Here is a 20,855-nt window from a genome sequence, read left to right as displayed (position 1 = left end):
GGCGGACGCCGTACCAAACCGAACAGCTGGGAGACAGCGATGACTGAGCTCGCGCCGCAGACGCGGTCGCGTGTCCTTTCGGCCCTGCGCGCGCAGCGCATCGAGACGGCCTCCTGGGCCTACGGCAACTCGGGCACACGGTTCAAGGTGTTCCCCCAGGAGGGCGTGCCCCGCGACCCGTACGAGAAGATCGCCGACGCGGCCACGGTCCACCGCTTCACGGGGGTCGCGCCGAGCGTGGCGCTGCACATCCCGTGGGACAGGGTCGACGACTACGCGCGTCTGGCCCGTGCCGCCGGCGAGCAGGGGATCAGCCTGGGCACGATCAACTCGAATGTGTTCCAGGACAACGACTACATGCTCGGCAGCGTCACCAACCCCGACGCGGGCGTGCGCCGCAAGGCGATCGGGCACCTGCTCGAATGCGTCGACATCATGGACCAGACGGGCTCGCGTGATCTGAAGCTGTGGTTTTCGGATGGCACCAACTATCCGGGCCAGGACGATGTGCGCACCCGGCAGGACCGGCTCGCGGCGGCGTTGCGCGAGACCTACGACCGGCTCGGTGAGCACCAGCGGATGCTGTTGGAGTACAAGCTGTTCGAGCCCGCGTTCTACATGACGGACGTGCCCGATTGGGGCACTGCGTATGTGCACTGCGTGGCGTTGGGTGAGCGGGCGCAGGTGGTCATCGACACAGGGCACCACGCACCCGGTACCAATATAGAGTTCATTGTCGCTATGTTGTTGCGGGCCGGAAGGCTTGGCGGGTTTGATTTCAACTCGCGGTTCTATGCCGACGATGACCTGATGGTGGGGTCGGCCGATCCGTTCCAGCTGTTCCGGATCATGCACGAGATCGTGCTCGCCGGCGAGGTGAGTGGTGACATCGCGTTCATGCTCGACCAGTGCCACAACATCGAGCCGAAGATCCCGGCGGTGATCCGGTCGGTGATGAACGTGCAGGAGGCCACGGCCAAGGCGTTGTTGGTGGACCATGGTGCGTTGCGCGCCGCGCAGGAGGCCGGTGACGTGCTGGAGGCCAATGCGGTGCTGATGGACGCCTACAACACGGATGTGCGGCCACTGCTGCGCGAGTTGCGCGAGGACATGGGTCTGGATCCGGATCCCCTTGGTGCATACAAGCGGTCCGGCTATTTTGACCGGGCACGGGCCGAGCGGGCGCAGGGCCAGGCCGCGGGATGGGGTGCGTGATGACGACGGTTGATGAGCTGATCGAGCGTTCGCGGCGGTTGGGTGCCGACCCGCGCAACACGAACTACGCGGGCGGCAACACGTCGGCGAAGGGTTCGGGCGTGGACCCGGTGACCGGGGGCGAGACGGAGCTGTTGTGGGTCAAGGGTTCCGGCGGCGACCTCGGCACGCTGACCGAGGCGGGCCTTGCCGCGCTGCGCCTGGATCGCCTGCGCGCGTTGGTCGACGTCTACCCGGGGGTCGAGCGGGAAGACGAGATGGTCGGACTGTTCGACTACTGTTTGCACGGGCGGGGCGGGGCCGCGCCGTCCATAGACACCGCGATGCACGGACTCGTTGACGCGCAACATGTCGATCACCTGCATCCCGACTCCGGCATCGCGCTCGCGACCGCCGCTGACGGGGAGGCACTGACCAAGGAGTGCTTCGGCGATCGAGTGCTGTGGGTGCCGTGGCGGCGGCCCGGGTTCCAGCTCGGGATGGACATCGCGGCGGTGCGCCGCGCGCACCCGGAAGCTATCGGCGTGATCCTCGGTGGGCATGGCATTACGGCGTGGGGTGACACGAGCGAGGAATGCGAGCAGCGCTCGTTGGAGATTATCCGGACCGCACAGTCGTTTTTGGACGAGCGTGGGCGGGCCGAGCCGTTCGGTGCGGTGGTCCATGAGACGTTGCCGAAGGCCGAGCGCAGGGCGCGGGCTGCGGCGCTTGCTCCTGTGCTGCGCGGGTTGGCTTCGACCGACAGGCCGCAGGTGGGTCACTTCACCGATAGCGATGTGGTGCTGGACTTCGTGGCGCGGGCCGAGCATCCGCGCCTGGCCGCGCTGGGCACGTCGTGCCCGGATCACTTCCTGCGCACGAAGGTCCGGCCCATGGTGCTCGACCTGCCGGCAACGTCCAGTGTGGACGAGGCCATTGCGCGGTTGAAGGAGTTGCACGCCGCCTACCGCTCCGACTATGCCGCTTACTATGAGCGGCACGCGACGGCCGATTCGCCGCCGATGCGCGGTGCGGATCCGGCCATTGTGCTCGTGCCCGGGGTGGGGATGTTCAGCTTCGGGCGGGACAAGCAGACCGCGCGTGTGGCGGGCGAGTTCTACGTCAACGCCATCAACGTGATGCGCGGTGCGGAGGCGGTCTCGCGCTATGAGCCGATTGCGGAGTCGGAGAAGTTCCGCATCGAGTATTGGGCGCTGGAGGAGGCGAAGCTGGCGCGCATGCCGAAGCCGAAGCCGCTGGCGACCCGGATTGCGTATGTGACGGGCGGCGGGTCCGGGATCGGCCGGGCGGTGGCCCTGCGTCTGGCGGCCGAGGGCGCCTGTGTGGTGGTTGCCGACCGCGATGGCGAGGCGGCTGGGAAGGTTGCGGCCGAGATTGGTTCCGCTGATGTGGCGGTCGCGGTGACCGTGGACGTCACGGATGAGGAGCAGATCCGCGAAAGCCTCGCGGCTGCCGCACTCGCGTTCGGCGGGGTTGATCTCGTGGTCAACAACGCCGGGCTGTCCATCTCCAAACCGCTTCTGGAGACGACGGTTCGGGATTGGGATGTGCAGCACGGTGTGATGGCGCGTGGGTCGTTCCTCGTGGCGCGTGAGGCTGCCCGGTTGATGGTCGCGCAAGGGCTTGGTGGAGATATTGTGTACATCGCGAGCAAGAACGCCGTGTTCGCCGGCCCCAATAACGTGGCCTATGGCGCGGCCAAGGCCGACCAGGCGCATCAGGTGCGGCTGTTGGCCGCTGAGCTTGGGGCACACGGCATCCGGGTCAACGGGGTCAATCCGGATGGTGTGGTGCGCGGCTCCGGGATCTTCGCCTCGGGCTGGGGCGCACAACGCGCGGCCGTCTACGGGGTACCAGAGGAAAAGCTTGGAGAATATTATGCGCAGCGGACTTTGCTGAAGCGGGAGGTTCTGCCGGAGCACGTGGCCAATGCGGTGTTTGTGTTGGCCTCGGCAGAGCTGTCGCACACGACCGGGCTGCATGTGCCGGTGGACGCCGGCGTCGCGGCCGCTTTCCTGCGATGACGGTGCGGGTGGCGGCCGTCGATCTGGGGGCCGCCAGTGGTCGGGTCATGACCGGCGTGGTGGGGCCGGGCAGGTTGGAGATGGCTGAGGTTGCCCGGTTCGCGAACGTGCCGGTCCAGGTTGGACAGACGTTGCACTGGGACGTGCTCGGCATTTATCGAAGCGTTGCGCAGGGCCTGCGGGAAGCCGGGCTGATAGATTCGATCGGCATCGATTCGTGGGCGGTGGATTACGGGCTGCTGGATGCTGACGGGCGGCTGCTGGGCAATCCGGTGCACTATCGGGATGCGCGGACCGATGGCGTCATGGAGCGGGTGCTGCGCGAGGTGCCGCCGGCCGAGCTGTATGCGTTGACGGGGCTGCAGCTGTTGCCATTCAACACGGTTTTCCAGTTGGTGGCCGCGCGCGGCACGGCACAGTTCGCGGCGGCCGAGACGATGCTGCTCATGCCGGATCTGATTGCCTATTGGCTCACGGGCGAGATCGGCGCGGAGCGGACGAATGCTTCGACGACGCAGCTGCTCGATGTCGCGAGTGGACAGTGGGCGGCCGGGCTGGCGGAACGGTTGGGCATTGACGCTCGGATGCTGCCACCGCTGCGGGAGCCGGGCGACCGGATCGGCCTGTGGGAGGGCACGCCGGTAATCGCGGTGGGTTCGCATGACACGGCTTCGGCGGTCGTGGGTGTGCCGGCCTCCGGGGACCGGTTCGGCTACATCTCATGCGGCACATGGTCCCTGGTCGGGCTCGAACTCGACGGGCCGATCCTGACCGAGGACAGCCGCAAGGCCGGGTTCACCAATGAGGCCGGCGTGGATGGGACGGTTCGCTACCTGAGGAACGTCACCGGGCTATGGCTGCTGCAGGAGTGTCAGCGGGAGTGGGGCATCGACGACCTTACTTCGCTGCTGCGGGAGGCGGCGCGGGTTCCCGTGCTCCGCGCGGTCATCGATCCCAATGATCCCGTCTTTCTCCCGCCGGGGGACATGCCTGCACGGATCCGTCAGGCATGCCACGACGCGGGGCAGACGCCTGCCGAGACGGTGCGCTGCATCTTGGACAGTCTGGCGTTGGCACACCAGTCCACATTGGCCGATGCGCAGCGTCTGTCGGGGCGGGAAGTGGACGTGGTGCATATGGTTGGTGGGGGCGCGCGAAACGACCTGCTGTGCCAGGCGACTGCGGACGCTTGCGGGTTGCCGGTGCTCGCCGGGCCGGCGGAGGCGACCGCACTGGGCAACATCCTCGTGCAGGCGCGGGCGCTGGGAGCCATAGACGGTGGCCTCGACCAGATGCGGTCCCTGATCCGGGCCACACATCCACTTCGCCGCTTCGAACCCCAGGGCAGCACGGCACCTTGGCGCGAAGCCGCCGCCCGCTTACACCTTTCGGGTTGACCATGAACTTACGCCCATGCTCGACGGCGTGTCGCGGCACTAACGTCATGGTCAATCCCGGTCGGATCGAAGGCTCTCGTCAACGGCAGGCTGCGTCGGACACGTCGCCACCAACAAGCAGCATGCCGATCGGCTGCGCGTCAAGCCTTTCGGGTACGGTCTTGCGTCATTGGGCGTGGATGATCGGTACGTCGAGCGCCCGCACCGTAGGGTTGTCCGCGCTTGCGTCGGTGACGATGCCGGCGACTTCTGCCAGTGGCAGCACGGCGAACCGGGACGCCGCGCCGATCTTCTCGGAGCTGGCCAGCACGTAGGTGTCGGCGGCCTGATGCGCCAGCGCGCGTTTCATCGCCGCCTCGTCGGCGTCGTCGGTGGTCAGTCCGGTTTCGGGGTGCACGCCGGTGACGCCGAGCAGGAACAGGTCGGCATGCAGGCCGCGGGCGGCCTCGACGGCGGCGGCTCCACACGCGACCATCGAGTGTTTGAAAAGGCGTCCGCCGATGAGGTAGACCTCAACATTCTTATGGTCGCTCAGTGCGCTGGCTACCGTCGGGCTATGCGTGACAACCATGGCCCGCAGGTCGACGGGCAGCGCGTGCACGACGGCCAGTGCGGTGGTCCCCCCGTCGAGAATGACCGTGGTGCCCGGTTGCACCAGCGCGGCGGCAGCGGTGGCCACCCGCTGCTTGCCTGACACCGCGACGTGTTGGCGTGCGGCGTAGTCGGCGATCGCCGGCGACGGGGGCAGCGCACCGCCATACACCCGCTGGCATAGGCCCGCCGCGGCGAGGTCGCGTAGGTCGCGGCGGATGCTGTCCTCGGAGATGCCAAGCTCGGCGGCCAGGTCCTTGGCGATGATCCGGCCGTCTGTGGCCAGGCGTTCGAGTAACAGGTCGCGGCGTTGAGCGGCCAGCATGCACGTTCCTCCTTGTTTCTGCCGACTCTTGCATAGTATGGTATCAGCATGTTGATTTTGATTGCAGGCCCGTACCGCTCGGGCACCGGCGACGACCCGACACTGATGGCGCACAACCTCGCCCGGCTTGAGGAGGCGGCATGGCCGATCTTCCGCAGCGGCCACGTTCCCATGATCGGTGAGTGGGTGGCCCTGCCCGTGTTGCGCGGTGCGGGTGGCACCGGGCCGACCGACCCGGTCGCCGAACAGATCATGTATCCCACCGCGGAACGGCTGCTGCGGCACTGCGATGCGGTGCTTCGCCTGCCGGGCGACTCCACCGGCGCCGACCAGGACGTGCGGATCGCGCAGGAGCGGGGTCTGCCCGTCTACCACCGGGTCGAGGACATCCCCGGCTATCGGCCGGCCTAGCCGTCACCGCCTGCCCGCCGCGAAGTCGGTCAATGGGTGAGGGCGGCGCGGAGGGTGGCGGCTCGGTGGGCGGAGTGTGCGGCGGCGTGGTGGTCGTCGCGGCGCGCATGAAGCTCGGCGAGGACGTCCAGGGTGCGTGCCGTCCAATAGGGAGTGCCGATCCGGTCCCAGATGCCCATCGCGTCGCGCACCCGGGTCAGCGCGTCATCGAGGCGACCGGCGCGCAGGTCGAGGACTCCCAGGCTGCGCAGCGTTATGGCCTGCCCGAAGAGCTGGCCCGCACTCTGGTACCGGCTGAAGCATTCTAAAAGGATGTCTCCGGCTCGCCGGCGGTCACCGCGAAGGGCGGCAAGGTATCCCAGCCATTGGCGGCCATGGTTCTCGCTGTTGCGGTCGCCCAGATCGACACACGTCGCCACGGAGGCATCGAAGTGCTTCTCGGCCTGCGGCAACCGGCCGGCCGCCAGCTCGATGAGGCCGAGGCAGCGCTGCGCCGCCGCGATCCCGGGCCCGTGAGCGGATCGCCGGGCCAATCCCAGCGCCTCCCGGAAATTGCGGCGGGCCGCCGCGCGCCGGCCCATCTCCATCTGCACGGCCCCGATCTGTGTCCTGGCATAGGACGCCGCCGCGAAGCGACTGTCCATTGTCGCCAGACGCGCGCTGGCGGAAAGGTGCCGCAGGGCATCCCCGTAGCGGCCCTGCAACCGCGACACGGAGCCGAGTCCGGATTGGACGGCCGCCTCGCCGGCGCGGTCGCCCGCATCGCGGTAGGCGGCGAGCGCGCCGCTGAGGTGCTCGATGGCCGCCGGGTAGCGGTCCTGGACCGTGTGCAGCTCGCCGAGTTGCCGTAGCACCGCCGCGACACCGCCGGGATCACCGGCGCTTCGCGCCGCGCGCAGCGCCGTCTCGTCGCTGCGGCGCCAGTCGTCCACGTGCCCGCCCGCCTCGAAGTACGCACCGAGCGACACTGCCAGCCCGACCGCCTCCTCGGCAAGGCCTGCCCCGGCGGCCCGTTCGATGAGGTCCACGATGGTTGCGCGCTCCGCGTCCAACCACGCGACGGGGTCGGCAAGCAGCGCGCTGACGGTCCGTTCGGACAGGTGCGGCGGTGGCGCCGGGTCAACGGCGGTCGGGCAGAAGCCCGCCAGACGCCGCTCGATCAGACGCGTCATGCCCAAATAGTTGGCGCATAAGCGCCGTAGCGCGGCCCGGTGCTCCTCGGCGTCGGCGCCCGCGGCGCGCTCGCGCCCGTAGAGCGCGACGAGCTCGTGCATCCGGTAGCGGGCCGGTTCGGCCACCTGGACCGGTCGGGAGGCAAGCAGATTGCGCTCCGCCAGGCGATCGGTCAACAACAGCGACGGCTCCTCGCGCAAGTCCACCAGGGGACCGCAGGCCCAGTCCGGCAGGTCCGGGATGTCGAGCAGGGCGAGGTGGTGCAACGCGCGGGCGGCCGTGGCCTCCAGCCCTGTCTCGCTGAGCGCGATCGCCTCGCGCAGGTTCAGGTCGCCCGCGGTCAGCTGATCCAGGCGCTGCTCGGGCGGCCGGAGCAGGCCGGCGTAGCGGTCCAGCGTCCATTCAGGACGCTCGGCGAGCCGGGCTCCGGCGATGCGGATGGCCAACGGCAGCCGTCCACACAGGACGGCCAGTTCGGTGGCGGCGGCCGGCTCGGCCTCGACCCTGCCCTCGCCGATGATGCGGGCGAGCAACTCCACCGACCCATCGACCGAAAGCTCTTGCAGCTGCAGCCGTTGCGCCGCCTCCAACCCGGCCAGCCGTGACCGGCTGGTGACCAGAACGGCGCTGCCCGGCGTGCCGGGGATCAGCGGACGCACCTGCCCCTCGCCGTCGGCGTTGTCCAGCAACAGAAGGAACTTCCGGTGCGCCGATGCGGCGCGCCAGAGCGCGGCCCGCTGGCCGGTCTCCTGCGGCAGCAGCGATGCCGGATAGCCCAGCGAGGCGAGCAGCCCGGCGAGCACATCGCCCGGCTCGGCGGGCCGGTTGCCTTCGGCGCGCAGATCGACGTAGAGCTGACCGTCGCAGAACTCGCGCCAGAGGCCATGGGCGACATGGACGGCCAGGGTGCTCTTGCCCACGCCCGGCTGGCCCGTGATGATCACCACGGCAGGGCCGTGTCTCATCAGGAGTTCGCGCACTTGCTGTGCTTCCGGATCGCGTGCGACGAAGTCCGGCATCGCGCGGGGGAGCTGGCACGGTGGGCGGGAAGCCGGGCGCGAACGTGTCGAGCTGTCCGTCAGCGGACCCCCGGACAGGACGGCCGCGTGCGCGCCTTGCATCTCGGCACCCGGCTCGACACCGAGCTCGTCGATGAGCACCTGCCGGCCCGCGGCGTACTCGGCCAGGGCATCGGCGCGCCGGCCGGCTCCCGCGAGCGCCAGCATGAGCTGACCGCGCAGGCGTTCCCGAAGCGGGTGCTCGAAGACGGCCGTGCGCAGCTCGCCGATCATCTCGGCGTAGCGCCCGAGCGCGAGCTGGGCGTCGGCCCACTCCTCCCAGGCGGTGAGGCGCAACTCCTCCAGCCGCACGGAGGCCGCCTCGATCGCGGCCGAGCGCGGCACGTCGGCGAAGACCGGCCCGCGCCACAGGGCGAGCGCGGTGCCCAACAGGTCGGCCGCGGACTCGGGGGAGTCGGCGTGCAGCGCCTGCCGGCCCTCGGCCGCGAGCCGCTCGAACCGGCCGGCGTCCATCTCGTTTGGACTCAGGTTGAGACAGTATCCGGTGGGCCGCGTCGTCAAGACCGCGCCTTGCGCGTCGTTCAGTGCCCGGCGCAGCTTGCTCACATAGACCTGGATCAGCTTGGCCGCCGATCCGGGTGGCTGTTCTCCGTACAACTCATAAAGCAGCCGATCGACCGACACCGTCCGGTTGGCATTGACCAGAAGGATGGCCAGCAGCGCCCGCCACTTTTCGGCCAGCGGGATCCGGCGGTCGCCGTCCCAAACCTCGAAGGTACCCAACACCCGAAAGCGCATCGCTACCACGCCCCGTCAGTTGATCATGAAGTTATCGTCGCGACACACCGTCGAACATGGACATAAGTTCATGATCGACGCGGTGGGACCCGTTCGCAGTGGGCCTTGAGGCGAATTATGATCGGTGTGAATATTTACCGCAACTTTGGTGTGGTTAACCGCGGATCTACCGCCCTGGCACAGGATGCACGCGCCATCAATGTCACATCGATGACGCCGTCTCTGGGGAGGACTCGCGATGATGGGCAGGGTTGACCGAAGTTCCAAATTGTCCCGCCGGTGGATCGGCTCGGTGATGGGAGCGGCCCTGGCCGCCAGTCTCATCGTCGTGCCGTCGTTCCCGGCCCACGCGCGGACCGCCACGGGGTTCCCGGCGCGCACGGAGAAGGTCGTGCCGGGTGCCAACGCGACGGTCGAACAGCTGCCGCCCGACCCGGCCGAGCAGGCCGAGGTGCGCCAGGCGCCCACGGTGAACTGGCCGAAGCAGGGCGCGGCCGACGTTTCCCCGGGCACCCGGGTCGACGTGGCGGGCATGCCGGTGCGCATCGGCAAGGACGCGAGCGCGCAGGTGCGGGTGGAGGTTCTCGACAAGCGGCTCGACGGACCGGTGTTTCGCTTGGCGCGCACCGATGTCGCGGCCAAGGCCGGACCGGTGCCGGTGGAGGTCGACTACTCCGGGTTCCGTGGCGCCTATGGCGGCGACTGGGCGCTGCGGCTGCGCGTCGTCGCGCTGCCCGAATGCGCGCTGAAGACGCCCGAGGCGCAGGAGTGCCAGGGCACCATGGTGCCGACGCGCAACATGGGCACCGGCACGCTGTCAGCCGACGTCGTCGTGCCCGCCTCCGGCGAGTCCGGGCTGTTCGGCCTGGTCGCGTTTTCGTCCTCGTCGGGTGGGGATTTCGGCGCCTCGCAACTCGGCCCGTCGGCAACGTGGCAGGTGGGTGGTTCCTCCGGCGACTTCACTTGGGCGTACCCGATGGAGGTCCCGCCGTCGCTGGCCGGCCCGTCGCCGAGCCTGAACCTCGGCTACTCGTCCGGAGGTGTCGACGGCTCCACATCGGCCTCGAACAACCAGCCGTCGTGGGTCGGCGAGGGCTTCGACTTCGCGCCCGGCGGGTTCATCGAGCGCCGCTACATCTCGTGCGGCATGGACAACAAGCCCATCGACGGCAAGACGCCCAACAACGCCTCGCGCAAGACCGGCGACCAATGCTGGGGCACCGACAACGCGACCTTCTCGCTCAACGGCAAGGGCGGCGAGCTGGTCCGCGACGACGCCACCGGAGCGTGGAAGGCACGCAGCGACGACGGGTCCAAAATAGAGCGCCTGTACGACACCACCACCGGAAACGGCGCACGCAACGGCGAGTACTGGAAGATGACCTCACGGGACGGCACGCAGTACTTCTTCGGCCGCAACAGACTGCAGGGCTGGGTCGACCCCAACCCGCAGACCCGCTCGACGCTGACCGTCCCGGTCTTCGGCAACCACCCGGGCGAGCCGTGCTACACGACCAGCTTCGACACCGCGTGGTGCACCCAGGCCTGGCGGTGGTATCTCGACTACGTCGTGGACCCGCACGGCAACACCATGAGCCTGTTCTACACGCCGGAAAACAACAACTACGCACGCAACATGACCACGACGAAGGTCTCGACCTACCAGCGCGCCGCGCACCTGGCCCGGATCGAGTACGGCCAGCGCCACGGACAGGTCTACACGACCCCGGCCGTGGCGAAGGTGATTTTCACCCCCGGTGAGCGCTGCATACCCGGCTCGGCGTGCACCCCGTCCACCCCGTCGTCCTATCCGGACACCCCGTGGGACCAGTCGTGCAGCTCGACCACCTCGTGCAGCAACAAGCACTTCACGCCGACGTTCTGGATGTCCAAGCGCCTGGCGAAGGTCACGACACAGATCTACCGGGTCGGCATCGGGCGGTACGAGGACGTCAACTCGTGGACGCTCACGCACTCCTTCCCCGACCCCGGCGACGGCACCCGCCCCGGCATGTGGCTGTCCAAGCTGCAGCACACCGGTCACCTTGGCGGCACGCAGAGCATGCCGGAAATCAACTTCGACGGCGCGCAGATGCCCAACCGGGTCGACGGCATCGACGACATCCCGCCGTTGAACTGGTGGCGCATCAACCGCGTCCGGCTGGAGAGCGGCGGCGTGCTCACCGTCAACTACGCCACCAAGGAGTGCGTGGCCCCGAGCGCGGCCGGCCCCGGCAACCTCGACCCGCCGGACAACAACCGCAAGCGCTGCCACCCTCGCAAGTGGACACCCGACTTCCTCAACGACCCGCTGGCCAGGGAGCGCCAGGACTGGTTCAACAAGTACGTCATCACGAAGGTCACCGAGGGCGACGTCACCACGCGGGTGGAGACCGAGGAGACCACCGTCGAATACCCCGACCCCCCGGCGTGGCGCTTCGACGAGGAAGACGGGATGATCCCGGTCGCGCAGAAGACCTGGGGCCAGTGGCGCGGCTACAGCAAGGTGATCACCAAGGAGGGGCGCGCCGGCTCGGTGCAGTCGCAGACCGAGACCCGCTATTTCCGCGGCATGCACGGCGACAAGACCACTTCCGGCACGCCGAAGAACGTCCAGATCGTGGACTCCACCGGCCGGGCGCTCAACGACGAGAACCACCTGTCCGGCATGCAGCGCGAGCAGATCACCTACACCGCCGCGGGCGGGACGATGCTGCAGCGCTCCATCACCGATCCGTGGCAGAGCCCACCCACTGCGACCCGGGTCCGGTCCTGGGGCACCACGAACGCGGTGATGGTCGAGGAGGCCAAGGTACGCCAAGGCGAGGTGGCCACCGGCGGCGGCTGGCGCGAGACCGGCACCGACCACGTCTATGACGCGCGTGGCCTGCTCACCCAGGCGCAGGACCTCAACGACGTCAACAACGCCGGCGACGACACCTGCACCCGCTACACCTACACGGCCGACGGCGCGAGCATCGTGGGATTGTTGGCCCGCAAGCAGATTTCCGCGCTGGACTGCAGCCGGCAGCCGGCGAGCGCCGATGACATCATCGCCGAGGAGCGCCTGTTCTACGACGGCAACGACACCTTCGGCGCCGCGCCCACCAGGGGCGACATCACGCGCAAGGAGGAGATCTCGGGCTGGGCCAACGGCGCGCCCACCTACGTCACGGTCACACGCGCGGCGTATGACGCCTACGGTCGCCAGATCGAGGCGTTCGACGTGCGGGGCAAGAGGACCACCACGAGCTACACGCCCGCCACCGGTCCGGTCACCAGGATGAGTGTCACGGGCCCGCTCGGGCATACCACGAGCACCGACCTGGAGCCGGCGATCGGCGAGGAACTGGTGGTCTCCGACGCCAACGGCCGGCGCACCAGGGGCGTCTACGATCCGCTCGGACGCCTCGTGAAGGTGTGGCATCCCGGGCGCGCCGACAATCTGCCGCCCAGTGCCGAATACGGCTACCTGGTCCGGCCCGACGGCGCAAACGTCATCTCCACCAAGACTTTGCAGCACGACGGGACGTACCAGACTGAATACGACCTGTACGACGGGTTGATGCGGCTGCGGCAGAGCCAGGACCCGGCGCCCGGCGGTGGCCGCACGATCGTCGACACCGTCTACAACTCCCGCGGCCTGCCCATCAAGGTGAACGGCCCGTACTACAACGACGGCCCGGTCGGCCCGGATCTGTTCATCCCCGACGAGACGTTGCTGCCGGCGCAGACCGTCACCGAGTACGACGGAGACGACCAACCGATCGCCGAAATATTCAAGGTCGAAGGGGTGGAGCAGTGGCGCTCCACGTTCAGCCACCACACCAACGGGACAGGCGTGGAACCACCGGGTGTGACCCGGGTGGACACCACACCGCCGGCCGGCGAGACCGCCACCAGCCGGATCCTCGACGCCGAAGGCCGTCTCGTCGAGTTGCGCCAGTACAAGGGCGGCACCCCGACCGGGGCATACGACCGGACCGTCTACACCTATGACCGGCGCGGCAACATGGAAAGCGTCACCGACGCGGCGGGCAACACCTGGCGGTTCGTGCACGATGTGCGTGGTCGCCTGCTCCGCAGCGAGGATCCCGACCGCGGTGTCACCGAATACACCTATGACGACGCCGATGAGATGCTCACGACCAGGGACGCCCGCGGTGTCGTACTGGCCTATGCCTATGACGACCTCGGCCGCAAGACGGCCGTGCACGAGGGATCGTTGACCGGTCCCAAGCGTCTGGAGTGGACATACGACACCATTCCCGGCGACCCGAACGCGAAGGCCAAGGGGTTGCCGGTCAGCTCGACCCGGTGGAGTGGCGGAAAGGCCTACACCGAAACCGTCACCGGGTACGACGACGCCGGCCGGGTGACCGGCATGACCATCACGGTCCCCGCCTTGGACGGGCCGGCCGCGAGACTCTCCGGCACGTATCAGTTCAGCTCGACGTACCACCAGGACGGATCGCTGGCCACATCGAGCATCCCGGCCGCGGGCGGGCTGGCTGCCGAGACCCTCGCGTTTGGACAGGACGGCCTCGGCCAGCCCACGACACTGTCGGGCACCACGCCCTACGTCACCGGCACGACCTACACCAAGTACGGCGAGATGGACGAGTTGACCCTGTCCGCCGGTGGCAGGTGGCTCAAGCACAAGTACGACTACGAGTACGGCACCCGGCGCCTGGCCAGCGTGCAGATCAAACGGGAGACCACGGCACAGCTCGTCGCCAATGTCAGCTACGGCTACGACAAGGCCGGCAACGTCATCAAGATTGCCGACGCGCCGGATCCGGCGACGGGAATCGCCGCAGAGACCCAATGTTTCAAGCACGACTATCTGCAGCGAACCACCGACGCCTGGACTCCGTCCTCGGGCAACTGTGCAATGGCACCCAGTTCCGCCGGGCTCGGCGGGCCCATGCCCTATTGGCATGCGTGGGGTTTCGACCTCACGGGCAACCGCACGAGTGAGACCCGCACCGCCGCCGATGGGAGCAGGACCGCAAGCGCCTACACCTATCCCGCGGCGCGCAGCGCACAACCACACACCCTGCGCTCGGTCACCATGACCGGTTCGGCCGGCACGACCACCAACGAGTACGGCTACGACGCCACCGGCAACACGACGATGCGCAAGCTCGGCGCCATCACCCAGACACTGGAGTGGGACGCCGAGGGCCTGCTGACCAAGGTCGTCGAAGGCGCCAAGAGCACCGGTTTCGTCTACGACGGCGACGGGGACCGGCTGCTGCGCAGCGACCCGACCGGAACAACCCTCTATCTGGGCGACACCGAGATCCGGGTGGACAGCACGGGTGCCCTGACCGGGACCCGCTATTACAGCCACGCCGGGAAAGTGGTCGCCGTCCGAACGGCCACCTCCAGCACCAACAAGCTCACCTGGCTTGGTGTCGATCACCACGGCACACCGGAGCTGGCGGTCGACGCGGACACCCAGACCGTGCAGCGCCGCCGGTACACGCCGTTCGGCGAGGACCGGGGTGCCAAGCCCGGAGGGTGGCCCGGTGAGAAGGGCTTCGTTGGCGGCACGGTCGACGGCTCCACCGGCCTGATCCACCTTGGCGCTCGCCAATACGATCCCGCCACCGGGCGGTTCCTGTCGGTCGACCCGTTGGTGGACTTCGAAGACCCGCAACAGGCCAACGGTTACGCCTACGCCAACAACAACCCGGCGACCTTTGCCGATCCCGATGGCAAGTTCTTCGGCAGCGTCGTCAACGCCTTCAAGACCGTCGCGAGAACCGTCATCCAGCCCGTGGTCTCCACGGTCAGGACCGTCGTGCACCACACGGTCACCTGGATCGACAAGGGCATCGAGCGGGCCAAGCAGGTGGCCAAGGAGGTCACCAAGAAGATCGTCAAGAAGGTCAAGAAGGTCGTCAAGAAGGTCGTCAAGGTCGTCAAGAAGGTCGTGAAGGCGGTCAAGAAAGCCGTCAAACACGTCAAGAACACGGCCAAGAAGGCGTGGAACGCCACCAAGAAGGTGGCGAAGAAGGTCGGCAAGAAGGCGTGGGAGGGCGCCAAGTGGGTCGCCCGCAACGCCAAACCCGGCGGCAAGATCTGGAACGTGGTCAAGATCGGCCTCGGTGTCGCCGGGATGCTCGGCTGCGGCGTGTGCCTGGCCGCCTCGGCGGTGATGAGCGTCGTCGATGCGATGATCGCGGGCGCCAACGGGGACGGATTCGGCGCGGCCGTGGAGATGATGGCCATCGTGCCCGGGGGCCGTCTGGCCGGCGGTGCCATGAGAGGGGCGCGTGCGGGCCTCGCGACATCGAGCAAGCCGCTCATCATCGGCGAGAACATGGGTCGCGTGAAGGAGTACGCGAAGCTCACCGGTGGGCATGCGTACCGGCCGTGGCGGAACGACCCGTTCGATTTCGGTCTCGGTATGCGGCGCAACGAGAGAATGATCAAGGATGCCATGCGCGCGGGACGGGACATCGTCGACATCGGTCCGGACTTCGCGCGCCGCAGGGGCGGTCGTGCGCCAAGCCCCTTCTATAACATGGAACGACGGGTGACGAAGGGATACTCGGGATACACGAAGGTGTTCGAGAGGTTCGGCAAGATGGAGGGTGGAGTTCGTGGGTTCGACTTCTGAATCCGCGGCTGTCCGCAAGGCGGAACTCGTCGCTGTCGTGCACGACGAGTTCCGCTTCCTGGAAGCGCTGGAAGCACAGGGCGGATGCCGCGTGGAGGTGGATGGCGGGGACCCGGACCGGACGGTCCTCGCCTACATCGTTGGACCGCTGACCTTCGAGGTGGAGCTGGACTGGCAGGAGCTGTGCGCCTTTCTGCTCATCGCTCGCACGGTCGAGGGCGGCCGCCCACCGGGTTACTACATGCACGAAGGCAAGCGGATGCGGGTGCAGTTCCACGACGCGTTGACCCAGACCGGTTATCCGGACCAGGCTCGACTGGCCGCGCTTCGGGCGGCCACCGCAGGGTCGGGTCCGCAGGCGATGCGTCACCAGATTTCCGAGCTGGCCGGCACCCTGAGGGAGTCAAGGCAACATCTCATCGCCCAACGCAGCCGGTTGTTCGGGGACGAGTAACGCTTCGCCCCAGCCACGCGCGCAAGCCGTGGCTGGGGCGCTTTCGTCACGGCTCCAGGCGGAGGAAGAAGCGCTGGTGCGCCGCTGCGGAACAGGTCGCCTGCACGATCGTCGCGGCGTCGGCCGTGCTGGCGCCCGTGACGTTCAGGCACTTTCCACTGTGGACGATGACCGGCTGCACCACCACGTCCAGGCCCGCGCCCTCGACGTAGTCCAACCGGAACTGCTGATTGGGCTGTGAGGCACCGACATTCGCGCACGTCCACTGCTGGACCTTCACGTTGTCGGCGGTGTTCCAGCTCAACACGTCGAGGCACTTGCTCGACCGGACGACCTTCAGATGGAAGTACGGGCTCGCGCCGATGCGCTCGACGAAATATTGCTGATTGGTACCCGTGGTGCAGCCCAGTTGCTGCAGCGCCGCGCCGTTGTCCAGGCTGTTGCCCGCGATCTCGGCGCACTTGTCGCTGTGCGTGGGGTGCAGCTTGTACTTGCGCCCCGGCTCCACGAACAGCGTCGGCGCAGCCGCTCCCACGTTGCCCTCCCAATCGGTGCGCGCGGCGCCGAACGCCGTGCCGCTCGACAGGTAGGTGTACAGGCGCCGGGCACCGCCACCGATGTCGTAAAGGAGCGCCGCGTCCGCCCTGCCGTCGCCGTTGTAGTCGCCCGCCGCGAGGGTGGACTTCGCCGCGTCGAGCCCGCCCGCGCCGGAGTCCCACCAGAGGCGCTGCGTCCACGGGCTGCCCGGGAAGAAGCCGATGAGCCGGGTGGTGGCGTTGCCCGCGTTGTACTTGGCGACGATCTCATCGCGGCCCGCCGCGTCGCCGTCGAGGTTGGCGCCGGTGAACGTGGCCTGGTCGATGTCGAAGGCGCCCGCGCCGCTGTCCCATTGCATCACCGGTGCCGCGAAGCCGGTGCGGTTGGACATCCATGTCCACAGCTTGGTCTGGTTGCCCACATACCCGTAGAAGCCCGCGATGTCGTCATCGCCGTCGCCGTCGAAATCGCCCGCGGTCACCCGGGATCGGCTCACGTCCCAGTTGTTGGTGCCGCCGTCCCACATCTGCACGGGTGCGCCGAACGCTCCCGCATTGGACCACAGCACGAACAGCTTGGTCTGCAGGCCCGCGTATCCCTGGAAGACCGCGATGTCGTCGTCCCCGTCGCCGTCGTAGTCGCCCGCCACAATCTTCATGTGGCTCAGGCGGAACGTCGTGCCCGTCCAGGCCGCGGTCCCCGCGTCGAACCGGGTGCCGTCCGAGCGCAGGACGAACAGGCTGATCGTGCGGTCCGGGTCCTCCCGGAACGCGACCACGTCGCTGCGCCCGTCGCCGTGCACCTCGGCCACGGTGCTGACCACGCGATAGGACGGGAACCCGCCCGCGCCGCCCGCGTCCCAGCCGACGTAGCCCCGCGCGGCCGTGCCGGTGCTCACGAAGTTCCACGCCACCGTCCCGCCGTTGCCCTGATCGACGAGCGCGGTGACGTCGGCGCGCCGGTCGCCGTTGGTGTCGGCGCGCACGGCCGGAGCCGTGACCGTGCGGTCGGTGGCGGCCAGGGTCCACGGTCCCTTGGTGGCGCTGTGGTTTCCGGCCCGGTCCACGACGCGCATGTAGAGCGTGCGCGGGATGCTGGACGGGTCGGCGGGGTCGCGGCGCCACAACGTGATCGGCACCGTCGCCGTGCCGTCCGCTGCCGCCGGGGCGAACAGCGTGATGCTCTCCCGGCTGAAGCCGTAACGGAATCCGGCCACATCGGTGTCGCCCGCGGCCTTGGTGAAGGTCACCGTTCCGGCCTCGCCGACCGGCTTGACCGCCACGCCGTCAGGGAAGTCGGTGGAACCGATCGTGCCGAGCGAGGGCGCGAGGCGGTCCACGGTGAAGTAGCACCGTGGCGTGTAGGGACCGGTCAAGGTGTCCACCGGATCGGCCGGCACGTCCTGACTTCGCGCCCGATAGCTGAAGACGGTGCCGGGCTGGTCTTCGGGAAGGATGCCGTAGCTCAGCTGGGGCCAGCTGATCGCCGCGCCGGAGCCCGAGATGCCCGACCGGATGGAGGCCACGACCGTCTCGCCCTGAAGGATTTCCAGATCGGTGATGAGGTTGTGATTGTCGCGATCGGACGGTACCGCCGAAAACGTCGGTGTGGACGTGTTGATCGCCGTCGGCGTTGTCGCCGTGCCGCATCCGGTCGCGGGCACCGTCGTCAGCCCGGCCGGGGCGTCCGGCGGCGTGTTGAACTCGACGTTGACCTTCGCGCTGCTGGGGTGGAAATACTTCCAGTGGTATTGGTTCGTCTCCACGCTCAGCGGCACGCGCAGCCCGACCGTGACCGTGGGCAGCCTGCGGGTCGCGATGTCCTGGATGATGGTTTTGAACGCGGCGTTCTCGAACTCCATCGGGAAGTCCGGTGATGGGCAGGCCGTGCCCTCGTTTGCCTTGCCCTCCTTGGTCTGCAGATTCCGCAGCCAGAGCGATCCGCTGTTGTCCCACGTGAGTGGCGACGACGGGTTGATGACTCCCGTGTGCCACAGCTCCACGGGGGTGTTGGCACAGTTGGCGGTGTGGTCCATGACGATGTAGAACCAGGCGCGCTTGACCGTCGAGTTGGCGATCCGGGACAGGTTCATCTGGAAGAACGAGCGGTACGGTCCATCGGCCACGCCCCAGACCTTGCCCACCTTGGCCCGTGCGCTGTCCTTTGTGGACCAGTAGGAGTCGTCGCCGCCGGATGCGCTGTTCACATACGTCCACGCGGCGGCACCGGCCGAATAGGACGGATCGAGATAGAGCGGGTAGTTGCCGGTCTCCAGCAGGGCCCGGTCCGGGATCACGGTCAGGCTCCCGGCGGCGACCTCCAGCCCCATCGCCTTCTGATTCGGCCCGGCCGGACCGCTGGTTGCGCTGACGCCGGCCGCTTGCGCCTGCTGCGGTGTGTCCCACATCAAGGGGGTACCGGAGGAGAAGTGCACCGCGCCGCGCTCGTCCACGGCGGTCGTGGTGCCGTCGGCGCCCTCGCGAATCGTCAGTCCCTTGGTGGCCATGCCATAGGTGATCCGGTGCAGCGTCGCGGCGGCGCGCCGGTCCTTGAGTACGAGCAGCTGCGTGAAGCCGTCCACGGTCGCCCGAACACGTAGGTCCACGCCCGGGAGCACATCGCCGTAGACGGCCGTGTCGCCTTCGAGCGCCGGTCGCGGGAGCGAGCCCGGCCACGACATCGCCAGCTCGCGCCCGTCACGGGCGATACGGACCAGCGGACCGTTGCCGCCACCCGACAGGATCAGGTCGACGGAGGCTGCGACGGGTGCGACCGTTCCGGAGGCCGTCCGGATCAGCGTGGTGTCAACGGGTACCCAATGATCGGTTTTCTTCACCCGAACGGGCACGGCGTGCTCTTCCAGCGTCAGCGACCCGGAAGGGTTGGCAAACAGGCGCGACGTCTGCGTGCGCTGCCCCGCTATCTCGACCTGCTTGCCGGTCCGCTTCGCCGCCGCCAGGGCGGTGCTCTCATCGGGTGCCTCGGTGATCTCACCGGCGTCCGGGGTGACCGCGGGCGCCGGGACAGCGCTCCACGCCGTGGCGAGCAGGGTGGCTAACACGGTGGCCGCGGCCAGCGCGCGGACCGACAGGCTGCGAGGAATCACCGGCAAAGCGTCGCCACCGGCGGTAAAGCAGAGGTAAAGCGCGTCGAGGTCCGGCTTGTGCGGGTGTCGCGCGTCCGGGCACGGCAGCATGTCACCATGATCGGCGGCCTTGCCGCTCCTTCGATTGATCACGCGGCGAGACCGGCGTGCCGCACAAAAGCTATGCTGTGCCGGTGATGGAGATCAACCAGGCGCTCACCCCCGCCGCGCTGCTGCCAGCGATCGACCGGCTCTGGGAACTATCCGCGCAGAAGATTGACGCGATCGAGAAGACGTGCCCGCCGGGGACGGCGTCGCCGGTGTTCACGGTCGGCGGGCTGTACACGGCACGCGGCTGGACCGAATGGACGCAGGGCTTCCAGTACGGATCCGCCCTGTTGCAGTTCGACGCCACTGGGGAGCAGCGTTTCCTCGACATTGGACGGCAGGCGACCATGGCGGTCATGGCCAGCCACGTGAGCCACATCGGGGTACACGATCACGGGTTCAATAACGTGTCGACGTATGGAAACCTGTGGCGGCTCACCGGCGAGGGGCGCGTGGATGACGGGCAGCTGCCGTTCTATGAGCTGGCGCTGAAGATCTCCGGCGCGGTGCAGGCGGCCCGGTGGCGCGCGACGGCCGACGGCACGGGCTACATCTACTCGTTCAACGGGCCGCAGTCGCTGTTCGTCGACACGATCCGGTCCTGCCGCGTGCTGGCCGTCGCGCACCTGCTCGGGCACGTCCTGATGGGCGAGCGCGATGAGCGGATCAGCCTGCTGCGCCGGCTGGTCGAGCACGCGGGCAACACCGCGCGCTGGAACATCTTCTACGGCGAGGGACGCGACGCGTATGACGTGCGCGGCCGCACCGCGCACGAGTCGGTCTTCAACGTCAACGACGGGTCGTACCGTTGCCCGAGCACGCAGCAGGGCTATTCGCCGTTCAGCACGTGGACGCGCGGTCTGGCGTGGGCGATGCTCGGGTACCCGGAACAGCTTGAATTCTTCGCCACGTTGCCCGACGACGCCTTGGCACCCTACGGCGGGCGGGAGGAGATCACCGCGACGCTGCTCCGCGCGGCCGCCGCGACGTGCGACTTCTACCTGGAAAACACGCCGGTCGACGGCATACCGTACTGGGACACGGGCGCACCGGGTCTGGTCCGGCTCGGCGAGGACTATTTGGACCG

At 68.3% G+C, this 20,855-nt stretch carries 10 protein-coding genes; 7 read left to right on the top strand and 3 right to left on the bottom strand.

Going from position 1 to position 20,855, the window contains the following annotated elements:
• Positions 1-39 precede the first annotated feature (39 nt).
• From rhaI to DM816_RS21025, 3 genes are read left to right on the top strand one after another with little or no spacing between them, the layout of a single operon-like run.
• Positions 40-1,215, top strand: a complete 1,176-nt coding sequence (gene rhaI, locus DM816_RS21035) for an L-rhamnose isomerase (RefSeq protein ID WP_117212045.1) — start codon at positions 40-42, stop codon at positions 1,213-1,215.
• Positions 1,215-3,239 carry a bifunctional aldolase/short-chain dehydrogenase gene (locus DM816_RS21030; RefSeq protein WP_117212055.1) on the top strand — a complete coding sequence of 675 codons (2,025 nt, stop codon included), beginning with the start codon at positions 1,215-1,217 and terminating at the stop codon, positions 3,237-3,239. The genes rhaI and DM816_RS21030 overlap by 1 nt, the downstream gene beginning before the upstream one ends.
• Positions 3,236-4,636, top strand: coding sequence for a rhamnulokinase (locus DM816_RS21025; protein ID WP_117212044.1), 1,401 nt, complete (start codon positions 3,236-3,238; stop codon positions 4,634-4,636). The genes DM816_RS21030 and DM816_RS21025 overlap by 4 nt, the downstream gene beginning before the upstream one ends.
• A 166-nt stretch (positions 4,637-4,802) precedes the next feature.
• Here DM816_RS21025 and DM816_RS21020 read toward each other — a convergent pair whose 3' ends face one another.
• On the bottom strand, positions 4,803-5,552 hold the full coding sequence (locus DM816_RS21020) for a DeoR/GlpR family DNA-binding transcription regulator (RefSeq protein ID WP_117212043.1): 750 nt from the start codon (positions 5,550-5,552) through the stop codon (positions 4,803-4,805).
• Between the two features lie 48 nt (positions 5,553-5,600).
• On the opposite strand from DM816_RS21020, the gene DM816_RS21015 reads away from it, so the two are divergent.
• Positions 5,601-5,963, top strand: a complete 363-nt coding sequence (locus DM816_RS21015; RefSeq protein ID WP_170318856.1) for a DUF4406 domain-containing protein — start codon at positions 5,601-5,603, stop codon at positions 5,961-5,963.
• A 29-nt stretch (positions 5,964-5,992) separates the two neighbouring features.
• Here the strand turns inward: DM816_RS21015 and DM816_RS21010 are convergent, their stop codons facing one another.
• Positions 5,993-8,953: an AfsR/SARP family transcriptional regulator gene (locus tag DM816_RS21010; RefSeq protein ID WP_117212042.1), complete on the bottom strand. Its 2,961-nt coding sequence runs from the start codon at positions 8,951-8,953 to the stop codon at positions 5,993-5,995.
• A 295-nt stretch (positions 8,954-9,248) separates the two neighbouring features.
• Here DM816_RS21010 and DM816_RS21005 point away from each other — a divergent pair, with 295 nt between their 5' ends.
• Positions 9,249-15,584 (top strand): RHS repeat-associated core domain-containing protein, encoded by a 6,336-nt coding sequence (locus tag DM816_RS21005; protein ID WP_246002089.1) that lies wholly within the window; start codon positions 9,249-9,251, stop codon positions 15,582-15,584.
• Positions 15,568-16,038, top strand: a complete 471-nt coding sequence (locus DM816_RS21000; protein WP_162907670.1) for a hypothetical protein — start codon at positions 15,568-15,570, stop codon at positions 16,036-16,038. Before DM816_RS21005 ends, DM816_RS21000 begins: the two co-directional genes overlap by 17 nt.
• 46 nt (positions 16,039-16,084) lie before the next feature.
• On the opposite strand, the gene DM816_RS20995 is transcribed toward DM816_RS21000, so the two are convergent.
• Positions 16,085-19,813, bottom strand: coding sequence for an RICIN domain-containing protein (locus tag DM816_RS20995; protein ID WP_162907669.1), 3,729 nt, complete (start codon positions 19,811-19,813; stop codon positions 16,085-16,087).
• A 41-nt stretch (positions 19,814-19,854) separates the two neighbouring features.
• On the opposite strand from DM816_RS20995, the gene DM816_RS20990 reads away from it, so the two are divergent.
• A partial coding sequence (locus DM816_RS20990; protein WP_211588784.1) for a glycoside hydrolase family 88 protein occupies positions 19,855-20,855 on the top strand: 1,001 nt, incomplete at its 3' end.

Origin of the sequence: Allorhizocola rhizosphaerae, from assembly GCF_003426775.1 — a bacterium.
GTDB classification, from domain to species: domain Bacteria; phylum Actinomycetota; class Actinomycetes; order Mycobacteriales; family Micromonosporaceae; genus Allorhizocola; species Allorhizocola rhizosphaerae.
Note: the sequence above shows the minus strand (reverse complement) of the source record. Positions and strands in the feature narration are given on the sequence as shown.